General features: G+C 68.4%; 16 protein-coding genes. 6 read left to right on the forward strand and 10 right to left on the reverse strand.

Annotated features, from left to right (window positions below; genetic code table 11):
• The first annotated feature begins 18 nt into the window (after positions 1 to 18).
• Positions 19 to 915, forward strand: a complete 897-nt coding sequence (locus A5782_RS20965; protein WP_067104005.1) for a cation diffusion facilitator family transporter — start codon at positions 19 to 21, stop codon at positions 913 to 915.
• Between the two features lie 4 nt (positions 916 to 919).
• Here A5782_RS20965 and A5782_RS20970 read toward each other — a convergent pair whose 3' ends face one another.
• A complete protein-coding gene (locus tag A5782_RS20970) occupies positions 920 to 1,333 on the reverse strand; it encodes a DUF3151 domain-containing protein (RefSeq protein WP_067104041.1) in 414 nt (137 codons plus the stop codon).
• Between the two features lie 120 nt (positions 1,334 to 1,453).
• Here A5782_RS20970 and A5782_RS20975 point away from each other — a divergent pair, with 120 nt between their 5' ends.
• Positions 1,454 to 2,326, forward strand: a complete 873-nt coding sequence (locus A5782_RS20975) for a hypothetical protein (RefSeq protein WP_067104006.1) — start codon at positions 1,454 to 1,456, stop codon at positions 2,324 to 2,326.
• A 9-nt stretch (positions 2,327 to 2,335) separates the two neighbouring features.
• Here the strand turns inward: A5782_RS20975 and fbaA are convergent, their stop codons facing one another.
• On the reverse strand, positions 2,336 to 3,370 hold the full coding sequence (gene fbaA, locus A5782_RS20980; protein ID WP_067104007.1) for a class II fructose-bisphosphate aldolase: 1,035 nt from the start codon (positions 3,368 to 3,370) through the stop codon (positions 2,336 to 2,338).
• A gap of 85 nt (positions 3,371 to 3,455) precedes the next feature.
• Here fbaA and A5782_RS20985 point away from each other — a divergent pair, with 85 nt between their 5' ends.
• Positions 3,456 to 4,148: a DedA family protein gene (locus A5782_RS20985; protein ID WP_067104008.1), complete on the forward strand. Its 693-nt coding sequence runs from the start codon at positions 3,456 to 3,458 to the stop codon at positions 4,146 to 4,148.
• A 21-nt stretch (positions 4,149 to 4,169) separates the two neighbouring features.
• Here the strand turns inward: A5782_RS20985 and A5782_RS27130 are convergent, their stop codons facing one another.
• The 8 genes from A5782_RS27130 to clpB form a co-directional block, all read right to left on the reverse strand.
• Complete coding sequence (locus A5782_RS27130; protein WP_067104009.1) at positions 4,170 to 5,522, reverse strand: 3-oxoacid CoA-transferase; 1,353 nt, start codon at positions 5,520 to 5,522, stop codon at positions 4,170 to 4,172.
• Positions 5,519 to 6,652, reverse strand: coding sequence for a glycoside hydrolase family 76 protein (locus A5782_RS20995; RefSeq protein ID WP_067104010.1), 1,134 nt, complete (start codon positions 6,650 to 6,652; stop codon positions 5,519 to 5,521). Before A5782_RS20995 ends, A5782_RS27130 begins: the two co-directional genes overlap by 4 nt.
• A gap of 57 nt (positions 6,653 to 6,709) precedes the next feature.
• Entirely contained in the window at positions 6,710 to 7,357 is a 648-nt protein-coding gene (locus A5782_RS21000) for an RNA methyltransferase (RefSeq protein WP_067104011.1), read from the reverse strand.
• Complete coding sequence (locus A5782_RS21005; protein WP_067104012.1) at positions 7,354 to 8,256, reverse strand: hypothetical protein; 903 nt, start codon at positions 8,254 to 8,256, stop codon at positions 7,354 to 7,356. The genes A5782_RS21000 and A5782_RS21005 overlap by 4 nt, the downstream gene beginning before the upstream one ends.
• Positions 8,257 to 8,484: 228 nt before the next feature.
• Complete coding sequence (pyrE, locus tag A5782_RS21010; protein ID WP_067104043.1) at positions 8,485 to 9,024, reverse strand: orotate phosphoribosyltransferase; 540 nt, start codon at positions 9,022 to 9,024, stop codon at positions 8,485 to 8,487.
• Entirely contained in the window at positions 9,011 to 9,787 is a 777-nt protein-coding gene (locus A5782_RS21015; protein ID WP_067104042.1) for an SDR family oxidoreductase, read from the reverse strand. The genes pyrE and A5782_RS21015 overlap by 14 nt, the downstream gene beginning before the upstream one ends.
• A gap of 57 nt (positions 9,788 to 9,844) precedes the next feature.
• Positions 9,845 to 10,723, reverse strand: coding sequence for a trehalose monomycolate transport factor TtfA (gene ttfA, locus A5782_RS21020; protein ID WP_067104013.1), 879 nt, complete (start codon positions 10,721 to 10,723; stop codon positions 9,845 to 9,847).
• Positions 10,724 to 10,948: 225 nt separating this feature from the next.
• Positions 10,949 to 13,495: an ATP-dependent chaperone ClpB gene (clpB, locus tag A5782_RS21025; RefSeq protein WP_067104014.1), complete on the reverse strand. Its 2,547-nt coding sequence runs from the start codon at positions 13,493 to 13,495 to the stop codon at positions 10,949 to 10,951.
• Between the two features lie 727 nt (positions 13,496 to 14,222).
• Between clpB and A5782_RS27340 the strand changes: the two genes are divergently transcribed.
• Genes A5782_RS27340 through A5782_RS21040 form a run of 3 tightly spaced genes read left to right on the forward strand, consistent with a single transcriptional unit; the run spans position 14,223 to position 16,734 of the window.
• Positions 14,223 to 14,615: a DUF3060 domain-containing protein gene (locus A5782_RS27340; protein WP_067104044.1), complete on the forward strand. Its 393-nt coding sequence runs from the start codon at positions 14,223 to 14,225 to the stop codon at positions 14,613 to 14,615.
• A gap of 32 nt (positions 14,616 to 14,647) precedes the next feature.
• Positions 14,648 to 15,829, forward strand: coding sequence for an FAD-binding oxidoreductase (locus A5782_RS21035; RefSeq protein ID WP_067104015.1), 1,182 nt, complete (start codon positions 14,648 to 14,650; stop codon positions 15,827 to 15,829).
• A gap of 2 nt (positions 15,830 to 15,831) precedes the next feature.
• Complete coding sequence (locus tag A5782_RS21040; protein WP_067104016.1) at positions 15,832 to 16,734, forward strand: aldose 1-epimerase; 903 nt, start codon at positions 15,832 to 15,834, stop codon at positions 16,732 to 16,734.
• Positions 16,735 to 16,773 lie beyond the last annotated feature (39 nt).

The following is a 16,773-nucleotide window of genomic DNA, read 5'->3' on the forward strand; positions in this document are numbered from 1 at the left end:
TGCGCATATATTTCGCGGATGGGCGCAGGCCACAACCACACACCCGCCGAGACGGACGACGCTCGGCTGATCCCCCGCATGATCATGGCCGCGGCGATTCTCGCGGCATTCTTCGTGGTGGAGCTGGTCACCTCGTTGCTGATCAACTCCATCGCACTGCTGGCCGATGCCGGCCACATGCTGACCGACGTCGTCGCCGTCTTCATGGGGCTCGCCGCCGTCACACTCGCCCGCCGCGGCAGTTCGTCGCCCGCCCGCACGTACGGCTGGCATCGCGCCGAGGTGTTCACCGCCGTCGCCAACGCGGGGCTGCTGATCGGCGTCGCGCTGTTCATCCTCTCCGAGGCCATCCGGCGGCTCAGCGAAGCTCCCGCCGTCCCCGGCGTGCCGATGATCGTGGTCGCGCTGGCCGGGCTGACCGCCAACTTCGTCGTCGCGCTGCTGTTGCGTTCCCACTCGTCGGGCAGCCTGGCGGTCAAGGGCGCCTACATGGAGGTCGTCGCCGACACGGTGGGCAGCCTGGGCGTGCTGATCGCCGGTGTGGTGACCGTGACGACGCACTGGCCCTACGCCGACGTGGTGGTGGCCGTGCTGGTCGCGCTTTGGGTGCTGCCCCGGGCCGTCTCGCTGGCCCGCGCGGCGCTGCGGATTCTGTCCGAATCGTCGCCCACCCATATCGACGTGGCGGAACTGCGGTCCGCGCTCGGTGCCGTCGACGGGGTGATTGACGTGCACGACCTGCACGTGTGGACGCTGTCACCCGGCAAGGACATGTGCACCGCACACTTGATCAGCGGCGGCGACTCCGCCCGGGTTCTTCAGGACGCGCGCGCGGTGTTGTCGGCCCGCGGGCTCGAGCACGCAACCGTTCAGATCGACTGCCCGGACGACAGCGATTGTTCGGACAGCTTCTAAGGCGTCAAAGCCCCAGCGCTTTGCGCGCTTCGGGGTCGCAATCGTCGAGCAGGTCCAGGCAACGTGAGTACTCGTCGGTTTCGCCGATCGTGTCGGCGGCGTGCGCCAGGGCCGCCACACACCGCAGGAACCCGCGGTTGGGTTCGTGCGAGTACGGCACCGGGCCGAAGCCCTTCCAGCCGTTTCTGCGCAACTGATCCAGGCCGCGGTGGTAGCCGGTGCGGGCGTAGGCGTAGGCGGTGATGGCCTGATCGTCGGCCAACGCCTGCTCGGCCAGCGCCGCCCAGGCCACCGACGCCGTCGGATGCGCGGCGGCGACGATGCCCGGCTTCTCGCCGGCAAGCAGTTCCGCCTCGGCATCCGTGTCTTCGGGCAGCAGGATCGGGTCGGGCCCGAGAAGATCTCCCATCGGCGTCATGACTCTATTCTGCAGCTCGCTCGTTTTGCCCGCGTGACGCACCTCGGCCAACGCCGTAACCCGGGCACTCGGTCGCTAAGCTCTGCAACTACCCCACGAAGCGGGAGGACAGTAGTACTCATGCCCAACCCATCCGAACCCGACCGCGGCGGCACGCCGAAACGGCCCGGGTTCGACCCACGCGATTCGCGCACCGAACCGAGCGACGAGTGGGGGGCCGAGTCCGGCTTCGAAACCGGAGAAGACGCCACCGAGAGCGTCCCCATGGTCCCCAACGACTCCGAGACCGAGACCGTGGTGATCAACAGGCCCGACCCGCAGAGCAGGCCCGAAGAAATACCGGACGGGCCGCAGCGCGAACGTCGCTTCACCGCGCCGGGCTTCGACGCCAAAGAAACCGCGATCATCGCCACCACGCCGGAACCCGCCACCGAGGTCTTCACCACGGCGCCCGGACAGGACAGCACCGCGCAGTTCGGCGTCCCGGCCAAACCCGCTGTCCCGCAATCGATCCCACCTCGACTCGGCGGGAAGCTGCGGACCTCCCGGCAAATCAACTGGGGCTGGGTACTGGCGCTGGTCGTGATCGTGCTGGCGCTCGCGGCGATCGCGATCCTGGGCACGGTGCTGCTCACCCGGGGCAAACACGCAAGCGTTTCGCAGGAGGACCAGGTTCGGCACACCATCGAGAACTTCGACGTCGCGATCCAGCGGGGTGATCTGACCACGCTGCGCACCATCACCTGCGGCACCACCCGCGACGGCTACGCCGATTACGACGAGCACGCGTGGGGCGAGACCTACCGGCGGGTGTCGGCGGCCAAGCAGTACCCGGTGATCGCCAGCATCGATCAGGTGGTGGTCAACGGCCAGCACGCCGAGGCGAACGTCACCACGTTCATGGCCTACGACCCGCAGCTGCGTTCGACGCGCAGCCTGGATCTGCAGTATCGCGACGACCAGTGGAAGGTCTGCCAGTCCGCCAGCGGCTAGCCTGTGCCCTCACGCGCCGAGTGACTTTCCGGCGCAATGCAGGTCGGTGCAGGCCTGGACCACCCGCTCGGCCATCGACGCCTCGGCCTTCTTGAGGTAGCTGCGGGGGTCGTAGACCTTCTTGATGCCGACCTCGCCGTCGACCTTGAGCACGCCGTCGTAGTTGGCGAACATGTGACCGGCGATCGGCCGGGTGAACGCGTACTGCGCGTCGGTGTCGACATTCATCTTCACCACGCCGTAGCCCAGCGCCTCCTCGATCTCCGACTTCAGCGAACCCGAGCCGCCGTGGAACACGAAGTCGAACGGCTTGGATCCGTCGGGCAGCCCGAGCTTGGCCGACGCCACCTTCTGGCCCTGGTCCAGGATGTCCGGACGCAGCTTGACGTTGCCCGGCTTGTAGACGCCGTGCACGTTGCCGAAGGTGGCGGCCAACAGGTACTTGCCGTGCTCACCGTGGCCCAGCGCGTCGATGGTCTTCTCGAAGTCCTCCGGGGTGGTGTACAGCTTGTCGTTGATCTCGGCCTCCACACCGTCCTCTTCACCGCCGACCACGCCGATCTCGATCTCCAAGATGATCTTGGCGGCGGCCGCGGCCTTCAGCAGCTCCTTGGCGATGACGAGGTTCTCGTCGATCGGGACGGCCGAGCCGTCCCACATGTGCGACCCGAACAGCGGATCCTCCCCCGCCGCCACGCGCTTGGCCGAGATCGCCAGCAGCGGGCGAACATAGGTGTCCAGCTTGTCCTTGGGGCAATGGTCGGTGTGCAGCGCGACGTTGACCGGGTATCTGTCCGCGACACAACGGGTGAACTCGGCCAGCGCCACCGCGCCGGCCACCATGTCCTTGACGCCCAGCCCCGACGCGAATTCCGCACCCCCGGTGGAGAACTGGATGATCCCGTCGCTGCCCGCGTCGGCGAAGCCCTTGATGGCCGCGTTCACCGTCTCCGACGAGGTGCAGTTGATCGCCGGGAAGGCGTACGCGTGTTCCTTGGCGCGTCGCAGCATCTCCGCGTAGACCTCGGGCGTGGCGATGGGCATGAGAACTCCTCTGCAGAGGTCGGATGCCCTCAGTATCGTCCAGGACGGTCAGGAGCTCACCCGGAAGCCGGTATGTTGAGGGATCATGAGCACCGCCGTGACGGCCCTGCCCGACATCTTCGACCCGATGTATTGGTTGGGCGCCAACGGCGTCTTCGGGTCCGCGGTGCTGCCCGGCATCCTGATCATCGTCTTCATCGAGACCGGGCTGCTGTTTCCGCTGCTGCCGGGCGAGTCGCTGCTGTTCACCGGCGGATTGCTGGCCGCGCACCCGAACCCGCCGGCCAGCATCTGGGTGCTGGCCCCCGCCGTCGCCACCGTGGCGATACTGGGCGATCAGACCGGGTATTTCATCGGCCGGCGGATCGGCCCGGCCCTGTTCAAGAAGGAAGATTCGCGGTTCTTCAAGAAGCACCACGTGACCGAGTCGCACGCGTTCTTCGAGAAGTACGGGCCCTGGGCGATCGTCCTGGCCCGATTCGCGCCGTTCATACGGACGTTCACCCCGGTGGTGGCCGGGGTGTCCTACATGCGCTATCCCGTGTTTCTGGGGTTCGACATCGTGGGCGGCACCCTCTGGGGCGGCGGTGTGACGCTGGCCGGATACTTCCTGGGCAACGTGCCGTTCGTGCACCACAACCTGCAGAAAATCCTGCTTTGCATCCTGCTCATCTCCCTGATGCCGGCGTTCATCGCCGCCTGGCGAAGCTATCGGGGACGACGGAACGCGCAGAGCACCGACGACCGGGAGCCCGAGCGGCTGCCGGCAGCCGAGTAGCCGGCCGCTTCCGGCGGGGGATCAGACCGCGACGTTGAAGTCGCAGCCGGTCTTGGCGCGGACTTCCTCGACCGTCACACCGGGCTGCAATTCGGTGAGCGTCAGTCCCCGTCCCGCCTCGACGTCGAAGACGCACAGGTTGGTGATGATCATGTCGACCACGTTCTTGCCGGTCAGCGGCAGCGTGCATTGGCTGAGAATCTTCGGGCTGCCGTCTTTCGCGGTGTGATCCATCAGCACGATCACGCGCTTGACACCCGACACCAGATCCATTGCGCCGCCAGGTCCTTTGACCATCTTGCCCGGCACCATCCAGTTGGCGAGGTCCCCGTTCTCCGCGACCTCCAGGGCCCCCAGGATGGAGAGATCGATGTGGCCGCCCCGGATCATCGCGAAGGAATCGGCACTGCTGAAGAAGCTGGACCCGGGCAGGCTGGTGATGGTCTGCTTGCCGGCGTTGATGAGGTCGGGGTCGACGGTGTCCTCGCTCGGGTAGGCCCCGATGCCGAGCAAGCCGTTCTCCGATTGCAGCGTGACCTTGATGCCGTCGGGAATGAAGTTGGCCACCAACGTCGGAATGCCGATGCCCAGGTTCACGTAGTAGCCGTCGCGCAATTCCTGGGCGGCGCGCTGGGCCATCCGCTCGCGAATGGGGCTGTCGTTCTTCAGCGCGGCACCACCGCTGGTGGTGCGGAACTCGATGCGCTTCTCGTAACCGGTGCCCACGATGATGCGGTCCACGTAGATGCCGGGGGTGTGGATCAGGTCGGGGTCCAGCTCGCCGACCTCGACCAGCTCTTCCACCTCGGCCACGGTGATCGTGCCGCAGGTGGCGATCATGGGGTTGAAGTTGCGCGCCGTCTTGCGGTAGACGAGGTTGCCGGCGGTGTCGCCCTTCCATGCCTTGACGATCGCCACGTCGGCCCGAATGCCTTCTTCCAGAACGTATTCGGTGCCGTCGAAGACCCTGGTGTCCTTGCCTTCGGCGAGGTTGGTGCCGAACGCGGTGCGGGTGTAGAAGCCGGGAATGCCCGCCCCGCCGGCGCGTAACTTCTCCGCGAGCGTGCCCTGCGGCGTCAGCACCAGATCCAGCTCACCGCTCAGCACCTGGCGCTCGAACTCCTTGTTCTCGCCGACATAGGAGGCGATCACCTTCTTCACCTGCCGGCCCTTGAGCAGCAGTCCCATGCCGAAATCGTCTACGCCGGCGTTGTTTCCGACGATGGTGAGGTCCTTGATGCCGCTGTCGACCAGAGCCTGGATCAGCTTCTCCGGGATGCCGCACAGACCGAAGCCGCCCGCGGCGATGGTGATGCCGTCCTTCAGCAGGCCGTGCAGGGCCGACTCTGCGTCGGGGTGGACCTTGTTGCTCACAGGGTGCTCCTGTTCTTCGACTCGGCGGAGACGTTACAGGCGGCCTCCATGAGCATCCACCCCGACAGCTGCACCGACAGGTCTCGTTCGGCCACCTCGGAAGCCATCACCGCCCCCTCGACGAACTCCGCCTGTTTGCCGCCCGCCGTGGGCAGCTGGGCGTCGCGGTCCCAAAACGGGCCGAACACCGGCAGGCCGTCCACCGTTTGCCTGTTGTCCCAGGCCGACTTCGCGCTGGCCAGCACGATCTGCCGGGCGGTGTCGCGGGCCAGCACGTCGTCGGCCGTCTCCCCCGGCAGGGTGGTGGCGACCAGCGCCAGGTATCGCGCGGTCACCCCGGCGAACAGGCCGCCGTCCCCGCCGCCGGAGCCGGCCAGCACACCCGCCGGCGCCATGTGTTCGTGCACGGCCGCGACCAGCCGATGCACCCGGGCGGCGTGGCGCTGCCTGATCTCGACAGCGGTGCGCGCGGCCAGCTCGGTCTCCAGCCCGAGCACCACACCCTGGCAGTAGGTGTACTGGGCGCGCACCAGCGAGCCGGCTTTGATGCCGTCGAACACCAGGTGCGTCTGGGGGTCGATCAGCGTCTGGTCGATCCAATTCCCCATCTGCTCAGCCCGTTTGAGGTGGTCCCCGTAGCGCGCGAGGAAGATCCCCGCGGGGCCGTTGGCCGGGGCGTTGAAGAACTGGTCCTGCTTGCGCCACGGGATGCCGCCGCCGTCCTCGGGCACCCATGCATTGACGAATTGGCTTGCGAGCTTGGGCAATGCGCGCCGGCGCTCGACGCCGGCGATCCGGGCGGCACGTTCAAGCGCCAGCGCCAGCCAGGCCATGTCGTCGTAGTAGTTGTTGATCCACGAGAAGTTGTTGCGTAGCCGGTGCGAGCGGACCTGCCGGTTGATCTCGGTATGCCGGTGCGGCTGCGGATCGCGTTGCTGGGCGTCCAGGAGACAATCCAGCAGATGTGCCTGCCACCAGTAGTGCCAGGTGCCGAACCAGCGGTCGCGCCGCGTCGCCGGCCAGGCCACCACCCCCAGCTGAGTTGCGGGCAGTCCCCACAACCGCTTCAGGTGTCGTTGTGTGACAGCGGCTTCGCAGCTCGCCGCGCGGTTGACCCAGAGCTGATCCATCCTGTCGATCCTGCCCCACGCGGTTGAGTGTGCGGGTGGGGCCTTCAGGGTGAAGGCTCACCAGGCGCGGGACAGGTCGGCGTGCTGCTCGACCCAGGTGTGCATGGCGATCCCGGCGGCGACGCCGGCGTTGATGCTGCGCGTGGAGCCGAACTGGGCGATGGACACCGTCATCCTCGCGCCGCTTCGGGTGTCGTCGGTGATGCCGGGTCCCTCCTGGCCGAACACCAGCAGGCACTCGCGCGGCAGCGCGGCCTCCTCCAGCCGCGCCGCGCCGGGGACGTTGTCCACGGCGACCACCGTCAGACCGGCGTCCGCGGCGAAGTCCAGCAGTTCGGCGGTGCTGTCGTGGTGGCACAACCGCTGATAGCGGTCGGTCACCATGGCGCCGCGGCGATTCCACCGCCGCCGCCCCACGATGTGCACGGTGTGCACCGCGAAGGCGTTGGCGGTGCGCACCACCGAACCGATGTTGGCGTCGTGACCGAAGTTCTCGATCGCCACGTGCAGAGGATGCCGACGCCGGTCGATGTCGGCGATGATCGCTTCCCGGGTCCAGTACCGGTAGGCGTCGACGACATTGCGAGCGTCGCCCTCCCGCAACAGAACTGGGTCATACCGCGGGTCGTCGGGCGTCTCGCCCCGCCATGGACCGACCCCGGCGGGCGGTGTCGCCGCCCATTCGGTGGGCCCGGGTCCGCTCATCGCTGCGTCCACACACCGGCGTGCGTGCCGTCGATGGCCAGCGTCGCGTACAGCAACGCGTCGTTGATCTCGCCCTGGGTGCACAGCGAGGCGTTGACGTGCACCGCGTCCAATGACGCATCCGGCAGGATCAGCACCGACGACCCGTACGTCGCGCAGGCCGGGTTCAGTCCCGGGGCGGGCAGCGTCGGCGACGCCAGCAGCATCATCGGGCCGCCGCGCTTGACGGACTCGTCGCGGTAGCGGGCCGCGATGGCGGTGGCCTCCAGCCCCAGCAGCATGTAGCCGTTGCCGGTGAACGCCCCGGGATCACCCAGCTGCATCTTGGTCACCGGGGTGCCGTCGGCCCGCCACGCCGACAGGCTGGCGGTCTTGACCGCCAAGCCGCCGCTGTCGTTGGCGTTGGTCGGCAACAGGCCCACCGGGAAGGCGACCGGATAGGCCGACGAACTGTCCGGGATCCGGTCGCGCGGCGAGTAGCCGTAGATACCGCGCACCTGGCTCCGATCCTTCAGCGGTCCAAGGCAAATCGTGCCGGTGAGCCGGTCGCGCGGTGCCGACAGCGGCGCGGGGACGTCACGCACGCCGGTCTTCGCGTTGTCGCAGCTGCCCAGGCCGGCGACCTCCATGGGGTGGGCCAGCGCGCCGTAGAGCCCGAAGCGGATGTCCTCGGGCTTGGCGTGCGGGTCCTTGGCCGAGGCCGGGCTCGCGTCGACGTCGACCAGCACGTAGTCGCCGTCCCAGCGCAGGTTCGACACCGACATGTTCCAACCGAGCAAGGCCAGCGACTCGCCGAGCCGCGCGCCCTGGGCACCGTAGGGACGCACGGGTGGGCTCGAGGACGAGCAGCCGGCTAGGCAGGCCACCACGCAAGCGACTATCGCAAGGACGGTACGCATGATTCAGCGGCTCGAGGTCAAGCCGAGGTGCCCCTGCCGCGTCCGTCCCACGCGGCACAGCAGTCCCTGCCGGAAGGGATGGACGAATTGCCCGCCTTCGAGCGACAACTCGGCCGTCCTCGCGGTGTGAGGTTCTTGTCGCGGTGAGGCGGGCACCACGAACATCGCCCGCGCCGGGGACTCTTGCGGCATATGTGACAACTGGTGCCAATGCAAAACCACCTGCAACTAGCTCAGCCCCAGATCGGCGAGCCCGAGCACACTTCGGTAGGGCAGCCCCTCGGCCTCGATGGCCTCGGCGGCGCCGGTGGCGCGGTCCACCACGGTCGCCACCCCCACCACGTCGCCGCCGGCCTGCTGGACGGCACGTACCGCCGTGAGCGCCGAGTTGCCGGTGGTGCTGGTGTCCTCGACCACCAGCACCCGCTTACCGGAAACCTCCGAACCTTCGATAAGACGTTGCAGCCCATGGGTTTTCGCAGACTTACGCACGACGAAGGCGTCGATCGGGCGGCCCGACGCGTGCATGACGGCGGTGGCCACCGGGTCGGCGCCCAATGTCAGGCCGCCGACCACGGCGTAGTCCCAGTCGCTGGTCAATTCGCGCATCAGCGCGCCGATCAACGCCGAGGCGCGGTGATGCAGGGTGGCCCGGCGCAGGTCGACGTAGTAATCGGCCTCCTTGCCGGAGGACAGCGTGACCCGTCCGTGCACCACTGACAGGCGACGCACCAGCTCCGCCAACTCTTTGAGGTCAGGTCCGGCCACGGCCACTCCCGATTCGTTTGGTGACCGCCCGCATCAGGGTCCGCGGCATCAGCCGCTCGGCGGCGATGATGGCCTTGTACTGCAGACCCGGAATGCTGATCACCTTGCCGCGGGCGATATCGGCCAGGCTCTGGCTGACCACGTCGTCGACCTCGAGCCACATGAACGACGGCGATTTGGCCATGTCGATCCCGGCGCGGTCGTGAAATTCGGTGCGCACGTAGCCCGGGCACACGGCGTGCACGGAAACTCCGGTGCCCTGCAGGCCGACGGCCAGGCCCTCGCTGAACGAGATCACCCACGCCTTGGACGCCGAGTACGTCGACCCGCGCCCGGGCACCAGCCCGGCGACGCTGGCGAGGTTGATGACGGTGCCGGCGCCGGACTCGATCATGGCCGGCAGGGCCGCCCGGGTCAGGTGCATGACCGCGGTGACGTTGACGTCGAGCTGGGACTGCAGCAGCGCGGGATCGCTGTACCAGAAGTCGCCGGAGGTGGCGAAGCCGGCGTTGTTCACCAGGACGCGCACGCCTCCGTCGGCGAGCCGGTCACAGACCCGCTGACGGCCGGCGGGATCGGCCAGGTCGGCAGGCAGGATCTCGACGGCGCCGGAGTGTTCCTGCAATTCGCCCGACAGCCTGGTCAAGCGGTCGACGTCGCGGGCGACCAGAACCAGGTCGTAGCCGTCGCCGGCGTAGCGTCGCGCGAACCCCGCACCGATTCCGGACGTAGGCCCGGTGATCAGGGCTACGGGGCGAGGCATGAGCGACATCTTAATGACGGCGGTCGCACCGGCCCTGTGGCTACCCGCGGTCCGCCGTCAGCGCTGATAGTTGCTGGCCTGCTGGCCGTTGCGGCCGGCGGGCGGTGGACGGCGGATGGTTTCCGGGCGGCCCTCGGGTCGAGGCTGGTCCCGGCGCAGCGGCTCGGGGGCGCGGCGACCCGCCTGAAGATCGGGGCCGAGCAGCCCGGCCACATCCTGCTGCGCGCGCCGGGGCGGCAGCTCGGCGCGGCCCGCGGGCGCCAACGGCCGGCTGGGCGAGGCGTTGCGCAGGCCCGACGGCGCCCCGGTCTCCTGCGGGGCCTCCTCGGGCAGCGGCGGCAACACCCGCAACAGGTCGTTGAACTGGCGTACGGTGCGCAGACCTTCGTCCCACTCGGTGCGGGTGCTGGTGATCGGCAGGGCGACGAGCGTCCAGTTCTGCTCGTTCCACATGATCTCGGCGCTGTCCGGTGCGGTGTGCGCAAAGGTGACCATGCGGCGGTCGCAGGCCCGGCGGGCGGCATCGAGATTGGTCGAGTAGACCATTCGCGGACCGATCGCGCCCAACAGCCAAATGTCGCTCTCCCGTGGCTCTTTGAGTCCCTTGAGCCGCAGGTCCACCACGACGTTGGTGCCCACCTTGCGGTGCAGCGCGATGACGGTGGCGACCTCTTCGAGGTCGAAGATGTAGACGGCCTCGCCGCGGATCTGGCCCAGCACCACGTTCTGGGCGGCCACGTCTCCCACCGTCGACATCACACCGCGCTTCCAGCGCTTGAGTATGTCGGTCGATTCCGGCTCGTAGTCGAAGCCGTGCGATCGCGCCCACGACTTGCGGCGCCTGCTGCGCCCGCGCCGCCGATCGATGTCGACGTACAGCAACACCCCCGCACCGACAAAGCACAGCGCGGAGAGCGTGAACCAGAGGGGGACCATCCAAAACAGGGTATCTGCTATTGGCCCGGAACACAGAAGGCGACCAGGTCACAACCCAATCACAGCTGGCGATAGCTGCGTGTCGCCGGAACGCCGGGTGGTCCCCCTACAGTCTCGGCTCAATGGTGGCGACCCGCTCCGCCCGGCTGCGCCGCGCTTGCGATCGCCACTAGGCTCAATGGTGGCGACCCGCTTCGCCCGGCTGCGCCGCGCTTGCGATCGCCACTAGCCCAGGATCAGCGAGTCGCCGTCGGGGCTGACGTTCACCGGAACGGTGTCGCCGTCGTGCACGTCACCGGCCAACAACATCTTGGCCAGCTGGTCGCCGATGGCCTGCTGCACCAGCCGACGCAACGGCCGCGCGCCGTAGACGGGGTCGAATCCGCGTTGCGCCAGCCACTGCTTGGCCGGCAGCGACACCTCCAGCGTGAGGCGGCGCTGGGCCAGCCGCTTCTGCAGCTGGGCCAACTGGATGTCGACGATCTGCACCAGCTCACCGGGCTCCAGGCCGTGGAAGATGATCACGTCGTCGAGCCGGTTGATGAACTCCGGCTTGAACGCCGAGCGCACCGCGGCCATCACCTGCTCCTCGCTGCCGCCCGACCCCAGGTTTGACGTCAGGATCAGGATGGTGTTGCGGAAGTCGACGGTGCGGCCCTGCCCGTCGGTCAGCCGGCCCTCGTCGAGCACCTGCAACAGCACGTCGAACACGTCCGGGTGAGCCTTTTCGATCTCGTCGAACAGGATCACCGTGTACGGACGCCGCCGCACCGCCTCGGTCAGCTGACCGCCCTGGTCGTAGCCGATGTATCCGGGCGGGGCGCCGACCAGCCGGGCCACCGAGTGCTTCTCGCCGTACTCGCTCATATCGATGCGGACCATCGCGCGTTCGTCGTCGAACAGGAATTCCGCCAACGCCTTGGCCAGCTCGGTCTTCCCGACGCCGGTCGGCCCGAGGAACATGAACGAGCCGGTGGGCCGGTTCGGGTCGGCGACGCCGGCCCGGGAACGCCGCACGGCGTCCGAGACGGCCGTCACGGCCCTCCTCTGACCGATGACGCGCTGACCCAGCTCGTCCTCCATGCGCAGCAGCTTGGCCGTCTCGCCCTCGAGCATCCGTCCGGCCGGGATTCCGGTCCAGGCCGACACCACCTCGGCGATGTCGTCGGGACCGACCTCCTCCTTGAGCATCATGTTCTCGCGGGCCTCGGCCTGCGGCAGCGCCGCGTCGAGTTTCTTCTCGATTTCGGGGATGCGCCCGTAGCGCAGCTCGGCGGCCTTGGCCAGGTCGCCGTCGCGCTCGGCGCGCTCGGACTCGCCGCGCAACGTGTCCAGCTGTTCCTTGAGCTCGCGGACGACGTCGATGGCGTTCTTCTCGTTCTGCCAGCGGGTGGTGAGCTCGGCCAGCTTCTCCTTCTGGTCGGCCAGCTCGGAGCGCAGCTTCTCCAGCCGCTCCTTGGACGCCTCGTCGGATTCCTTGGCCAGCGCCATCTCCTCGATCTCGAGGCGGCGCACCAGGCGCTCGACCTCGTCGATCTCGACGGGCCGGGAGTCGATCTCCATCTTCAGCCGGCTGGCGGCCTCGTCGACGAGGTCGATGGCCTTGTCCGGCAGGAAGCGGGCGGTGATGTAGCGGTCGGACAGCGTGGCCGCGGCCACCAGCGCCGAGTCGGTGATGCGCACCCCGTGGTGCACCTCGTAACGGTCCTTCAGCCCGCGCAGGATGCCGACGGTGTCCTCCACCGACGGTTCGCCGACCAGCACCTGCTGGAAGCGCCGTTCCAGCGCGGCGTCCTTCTCGATGTACTTGCGGTACTCGTCGAGCGTGGTGGCGCCGACCAGCCGCAGCTCGCCGCGCGCCAGCATCGGCTTGATCATGTTGCCGGCGTCCATCGCGCCCTCGCCGGTCGCGCCGGCGCCGACGATGGTGTGCAGCTCGTCGATGAAGGTGATGATCTGACCGGCGGAGTTCTTGATGTCGTCGAGCACGGCCTTGAGACGTTCCTCGAACTCGCCGCGGTACTTGGCGCCGGCCACCATCGATCCCAGGTCCAGGCTGATGACGGTCTTGTCGCGCAGGCTCTCGGGCACGTCGCCGGCCACGATGCGCTGGGCCAGGCCCTCCACGATCGCCGTCTTGCCGACGCCGGGTTCGCCGATCAGCACCGGGTTGTTCTTGGTGCGACGGGACAGCACCTGCACGACGCGGCGAATCTCGTTGTCCCGCCCGATAACCGGGTCGAGTTTGCCTTCGCGGGCAAGCCCCGTCAGGTCGGTGGAGTACTTCTCCAGCGCCTGATAGGTGGCCTCCGGCTCGGGGCTGGTGACCCGGCCGCTGCCGCGCACCTTGACGAAGCCCTCGCGCAACGCCTGGGGCGAGGCCCCGTGGCCGGTCAATAGCTTGGCGACGTCGGAGTCGCCGGTGGCCAGGCCCACCAGCAGGTGCTCGGTCGAGACGTACTCGTCGTTCATCTCGGTGGCCAGTTGCTGGGCGGTGGTGACGGCGGCCAACGATTCACGCGACAGCTGCGGTTGCGAGCTGGCGCCGCTGGCCTGCGGCAGCCGCTCGAGCACCCGCTCGGTCTCCGCGCGAATGGTGGCCGGGTCGACGCCGACGGCCTCCAGCAGCGGCGCGGCGATGCCGTCCGCCTGCGTCAGCAGGGCCATCAGCAGGTGCGCGGGCCGGATCTCGGGGTTACCGGCGGCCGAGGCCGCCTGCAGCGCCGAGGTCAGCGCCGCTTGGGTCTTGGTGGTCGGGTTGAAAGAGTCCACGACGAGCTCCGTTTCGGGTACAAAAGGTTGGCAAAAATGCTTGTCCGCTTGTTCAACGTCGTCAAGGTTGAGTCTGTTCCGCTCAACTCTATCGAGTTTTGGGCAATCTGGCCTACGGGGTACCCCCGTATCGATGACGCAGACGATGCAGCACCCCGATCAGGCCGGCGCCGAGCTCGCCCCGGCGCCGCGCCGCGTTCCCGTGACCTTCTGGCTCGCCGAACTTGTTCCGTTCCGCTGGTGGTACGTCTGGACCCTGCTGGCGGTCGGGGTGGCACCGATCGCGTTGTGGGTGCAGCTGCCTAAAGTGTTCGCCGCGGTCGCCGTGCTGACCGTGGCCGGGATCTACGGCGTGCAGCTGCGCGACGCGCGGACCCGGATCGCGCTACTGCGGTGGGGGCGGGTCGCCACCGTCAACGGCACCGAAACCCAGCGCCCCGCAACGCATTCGACCGCAAGGACGTGGTACAACGTCTATCTGCCGGTGGCGCACCGATGGACCGTCACCCGCGGCCGCTTCAGCGGTAAGAACACCACGACGAAGGTTCACTACACGCTCGATGGTCGCCGGGGCGACCTGGTGGTGCGCGGGCGTGAATACGTCGACGGGGTGATCCTGGCCGACGAACGCCATCCCGCGCGGGCACGCTGCGTGACGTCGTTCGCCTACGACCTCGACCGCGACGCGACGGGTAACTGGGTGGGCGCGTTGCGGCCACGGCTGCGCATGGGAATGGCGTGCTGGCTGGTCATCGTGCTCGGCTGGCTGACGCTGGCCGGGCTGGCGGCTACCGGGTTCCGTACCGACTTCATCGGCTTCACTGACCAGGGCAGCCCGTCGGCCGCGGTACCGGAAGCCGGGACGCTGCAGGTCAGCGGGACCGGTATGACAAGGACGATCCCCTGTCACGCCGGCTATCTGTCGGTGAGCGGGAAGAAGAACACCATCACCCTGACCGGGCACTGCACCAGCGTCAGCGTCTCCGGCAGCGGCAATCACGTCGCGGTCGACAGCACCGACGCCCTGAGCGCCTCGGGGAGCGGCAATCTCGTTCTCTATCACTGGGGTTCACCCAAGATCGCCAACGTCGGAACGGCCAACATCGTCCGACAGGGCTGAGTCGCCGGCGGCCGAGCCTAGAATCGGGGCCCGTGAGCCTGGAGGATGTCGACGCATTGCGGGTGCTGCGCGATGCCTTCGCGCCCGACGGCTCGGGTTCGGCCGGTGATTCCGGTGAACTCGTCCATCGCTTCTACACCCAGTGGTTCGCCCTCGACGGCTCCGTGCGCGATCTGTTCCCGCCCGAACTGGGCGCGCAGCGGATCGCATTCGGCCACGCGTTGCATTGGGTGTACGGCGAGCTGGTCGCGCGGCGCGCGCAGGAGCCGGTGGCGTTTCTGGCCCAACTCGGCCGCGACCATCGCAAATACGGTGTGCTGCCGCAGCACTACGAGACCCTGGGCCGCGCGTTGCTGACGGCGCTGCGCGCGCACTTGGGCGAGGCCTGGACCGATGGCGTCGACGAGGCGGCCAGGCAGTCGCTGAACCTGATCACCGGGGTGATGAGCGGCGCCGCGGACGCAGACGGGGGACCCGCCTGGTGGGACGCCACCGTCATCGAGCACATGCGCGTGTCCCGGGATCTGGCGGTCGTCCGGCTGCAGCTCGATCAGCCGATGCCCTACCACCCGGGCCAATACGTCAACGTGCACGTGCCCCAGTGCCCGCACCGTTGGCGGTACCTGAGTCCCGCCATCCCGGCCGACCCGGGGGGCGGGATCGAATTCCACGTCCGCCTGGTCCCCGGCGGCTTGGTCAGCACCGCGATCGTCGACGAAACCCGCACCGGTGACCGGTGGCGGCTGTCGAGCCCGCACGGCGGCCTGCGGGTCGACCGCGAGGGGGGCGACGTGCTGATGGTTGCCGGCAGTACAGGCCTGGCGCCGCTGCGGTCGCTGATCATGGATCTGTCCCGGTACGCGGTGAACCCGCGGATCCATCTCTTCTTCGGCGCCCGTTACCGCTGCGAACTCTACGATCTGCCGACCTTGTGGCAGGTCGCTTCGCACAATCCGTGGCTGTCGGTTTCCCCCGTCTCGGAGTACAACAGCGACCCGTCGTGGGCCGCCGACTATCCCGACGTCACGCCGCCGCGGGGCCTGCACGTGCACCAGATCGGTCGCCTGCCCGACGTGGTGACCAAGTACGGCGGCTGGGGCGACCGGCAGATCCTGGTCTGCGGCGGGCCGGCGATGGTCACCGCCACCAAGGCCGCCCTGATAGCCAAAGGGGCTCCGCCCGAACGCATTCAGCATGACCCGCTATGGAGGTAACCATGCACGTCGTCACCCTGCGCGATCCTTCGTCACCGGTGGTTGCGCAGTTCGTCCCCGAGGCGGGGATGATCGGCACGTCGCTGCGCGACGACGGTGTGGAGCTGCTGGGCCAGCGCCGCGGCCTGGACGCCTACATCTCGGACGGCAAGACCATGGGGATCCCGATCCTGTATCCATGGGCAAATCGCTTGGGCGGGAACCGCTATACCGCGCAGGACATCACGGTGACCTTGACGCCGGGAGAAAACGGTGTGCGCGCCGACCCCCACGGGCTACCCATCCACGGCGTCCTGGCCGCCTACCCCGGGTGGCGGATGACGGCCGAGACCGCCGGCGAGCTGACCGCCGAACTCGATTTCGGTGCCGATCCCCGATTGCTGGCGAGCTTTCCTTATCCGCATGTGCTGACGGTGGCAGTGCGGCTGGCCGGTCGGGCGCTGACGGTCCGAACCACGGTCACCGCGACCGGTGACCGGGCGGTGCCGCTGTGCTTCGGGTTTCATCCCTACCTGCAACTGCCCGACGCGCCCCGGGCCGACTGGGTCATCGAGACACCGCCGTTGCGGCATCTGGGCCTCGACGGCACGGGGCTGCCCACCGGCGAGTCCGAGCCGCAGCCGGCGCGAGAAGAGGCGTTGCGCGACAAGGCTTTCGATGATGCCTTCGACCAGGTGGCCGATGGCGCGGTGTTCGCGGTGTCCGGCGGCGGACGCCGCATCGAGGTGCATTTCGAGCGCGGCTACCCGGCGGCACAGATCTTCGCGCCGCCGGCCGATGACCCCACGAAGACGATCGTGTGCTTCGAGCCGATGACCGCACCGACCGACGCGCTGCGCCGGGGCGGCTACCGCTGCGCACGGCCGGACGAACCGGCGGTGACACAGTTCTCCATCCGGGTCTGATCGTGGTGGCCCCAGGAACCACTTGTGTCGCCGTCACCA

Source organism: Mycobacterium sp. 852002-40037_SCH5390672 (assembly GCF_001665875.1).
Classification (GTDB): Bacteria; Actinomycetota; Actinomycetes; order Mycobacteriales; family Mycobacteriaceae; genus Mycobacterium.

Coding starts and splice junctions, on each gene's coding strand:
- A5782_RS20965 (WP_067104005.1), top strand. CDS start 19: ATGGGCGCAGGCCACAACCACACACCCGCCGAGACGGACGACGCTCGG.
- A5782_RS20970 (WP_067104041.1), bottom strand. CDS start 1,333: ATGACGCCGATGGGAGATCTTCTCGGGCCCGACCCGATCCTGCTGCCC.
- A5782_RS20975 (WP_067104006.1), top strand. CDS start 1,454: ATGCCCAACCCATCCGAACCCGACCGCGGCGGCACGCCGAAACGGCCC.
- fbaA (WP_067104007.1), bottom strand. CDS start 3,370: ATGCCCATCGCCACGCCCGAGGTCTACGCGGAGATGCTGCGACGCGCC.
- A5782_RS20985 (WP_067104008.1), top strand. CDS start 3,456: ATGAGCACCGCCGTGACGGCCCTGCCCGACATCTTCGACCCGATGTAT.
- A5782_RS20995 (WP_067104010.1), bottom strand. CDS start 6,652: ATGGATCAGCTCTGGGTCAACCGCGCGGCGAGCTGCGAAGCCGCTGTC.
- A5782_RS21000 (WP_067104011.1), bottom strand. CDS start 7,357: ATGAGCGGACCCGGGCCCACCGAATGGGCGGCGACACCGCCCGCCGGG.
- A5782_RS21005 (WP_067104012.1), bottom strand. CDS start 8,256: ATGCGTACCGTCCTTGCGATAGTCGCTTGCGTGGTGGCCTGCCTAGCC.
- A5782_RS21015 (WP_067104042.1), bottom strand. CDS start 9,787: ATGCCTCGCCCCGTAGCCCTGATCACCGGGCCTACGTCCGGAATCGGT.
- ttfA (WP_067104013.1), bottom strand. CDS start 10,723: ATGGTCCCCCTCTGGTTCACGCTCTCCGCGCTGTGCTTTGTCGGTGCG.
- A5782_RS27340 (WP_067104044.1), top strand. CDS start 14,223: ATGGGAATGGCGTGCTGGCTGGTCATCGTGCTCGGCTGGCTGACGCTG.
- A5782_RS21040 (WP_067104016.1), top strand. CDS start 15,832: ATGCACGTCGTCACCCTGCGCGATCCTTCGTCACCGGTGGTTGCGCAG.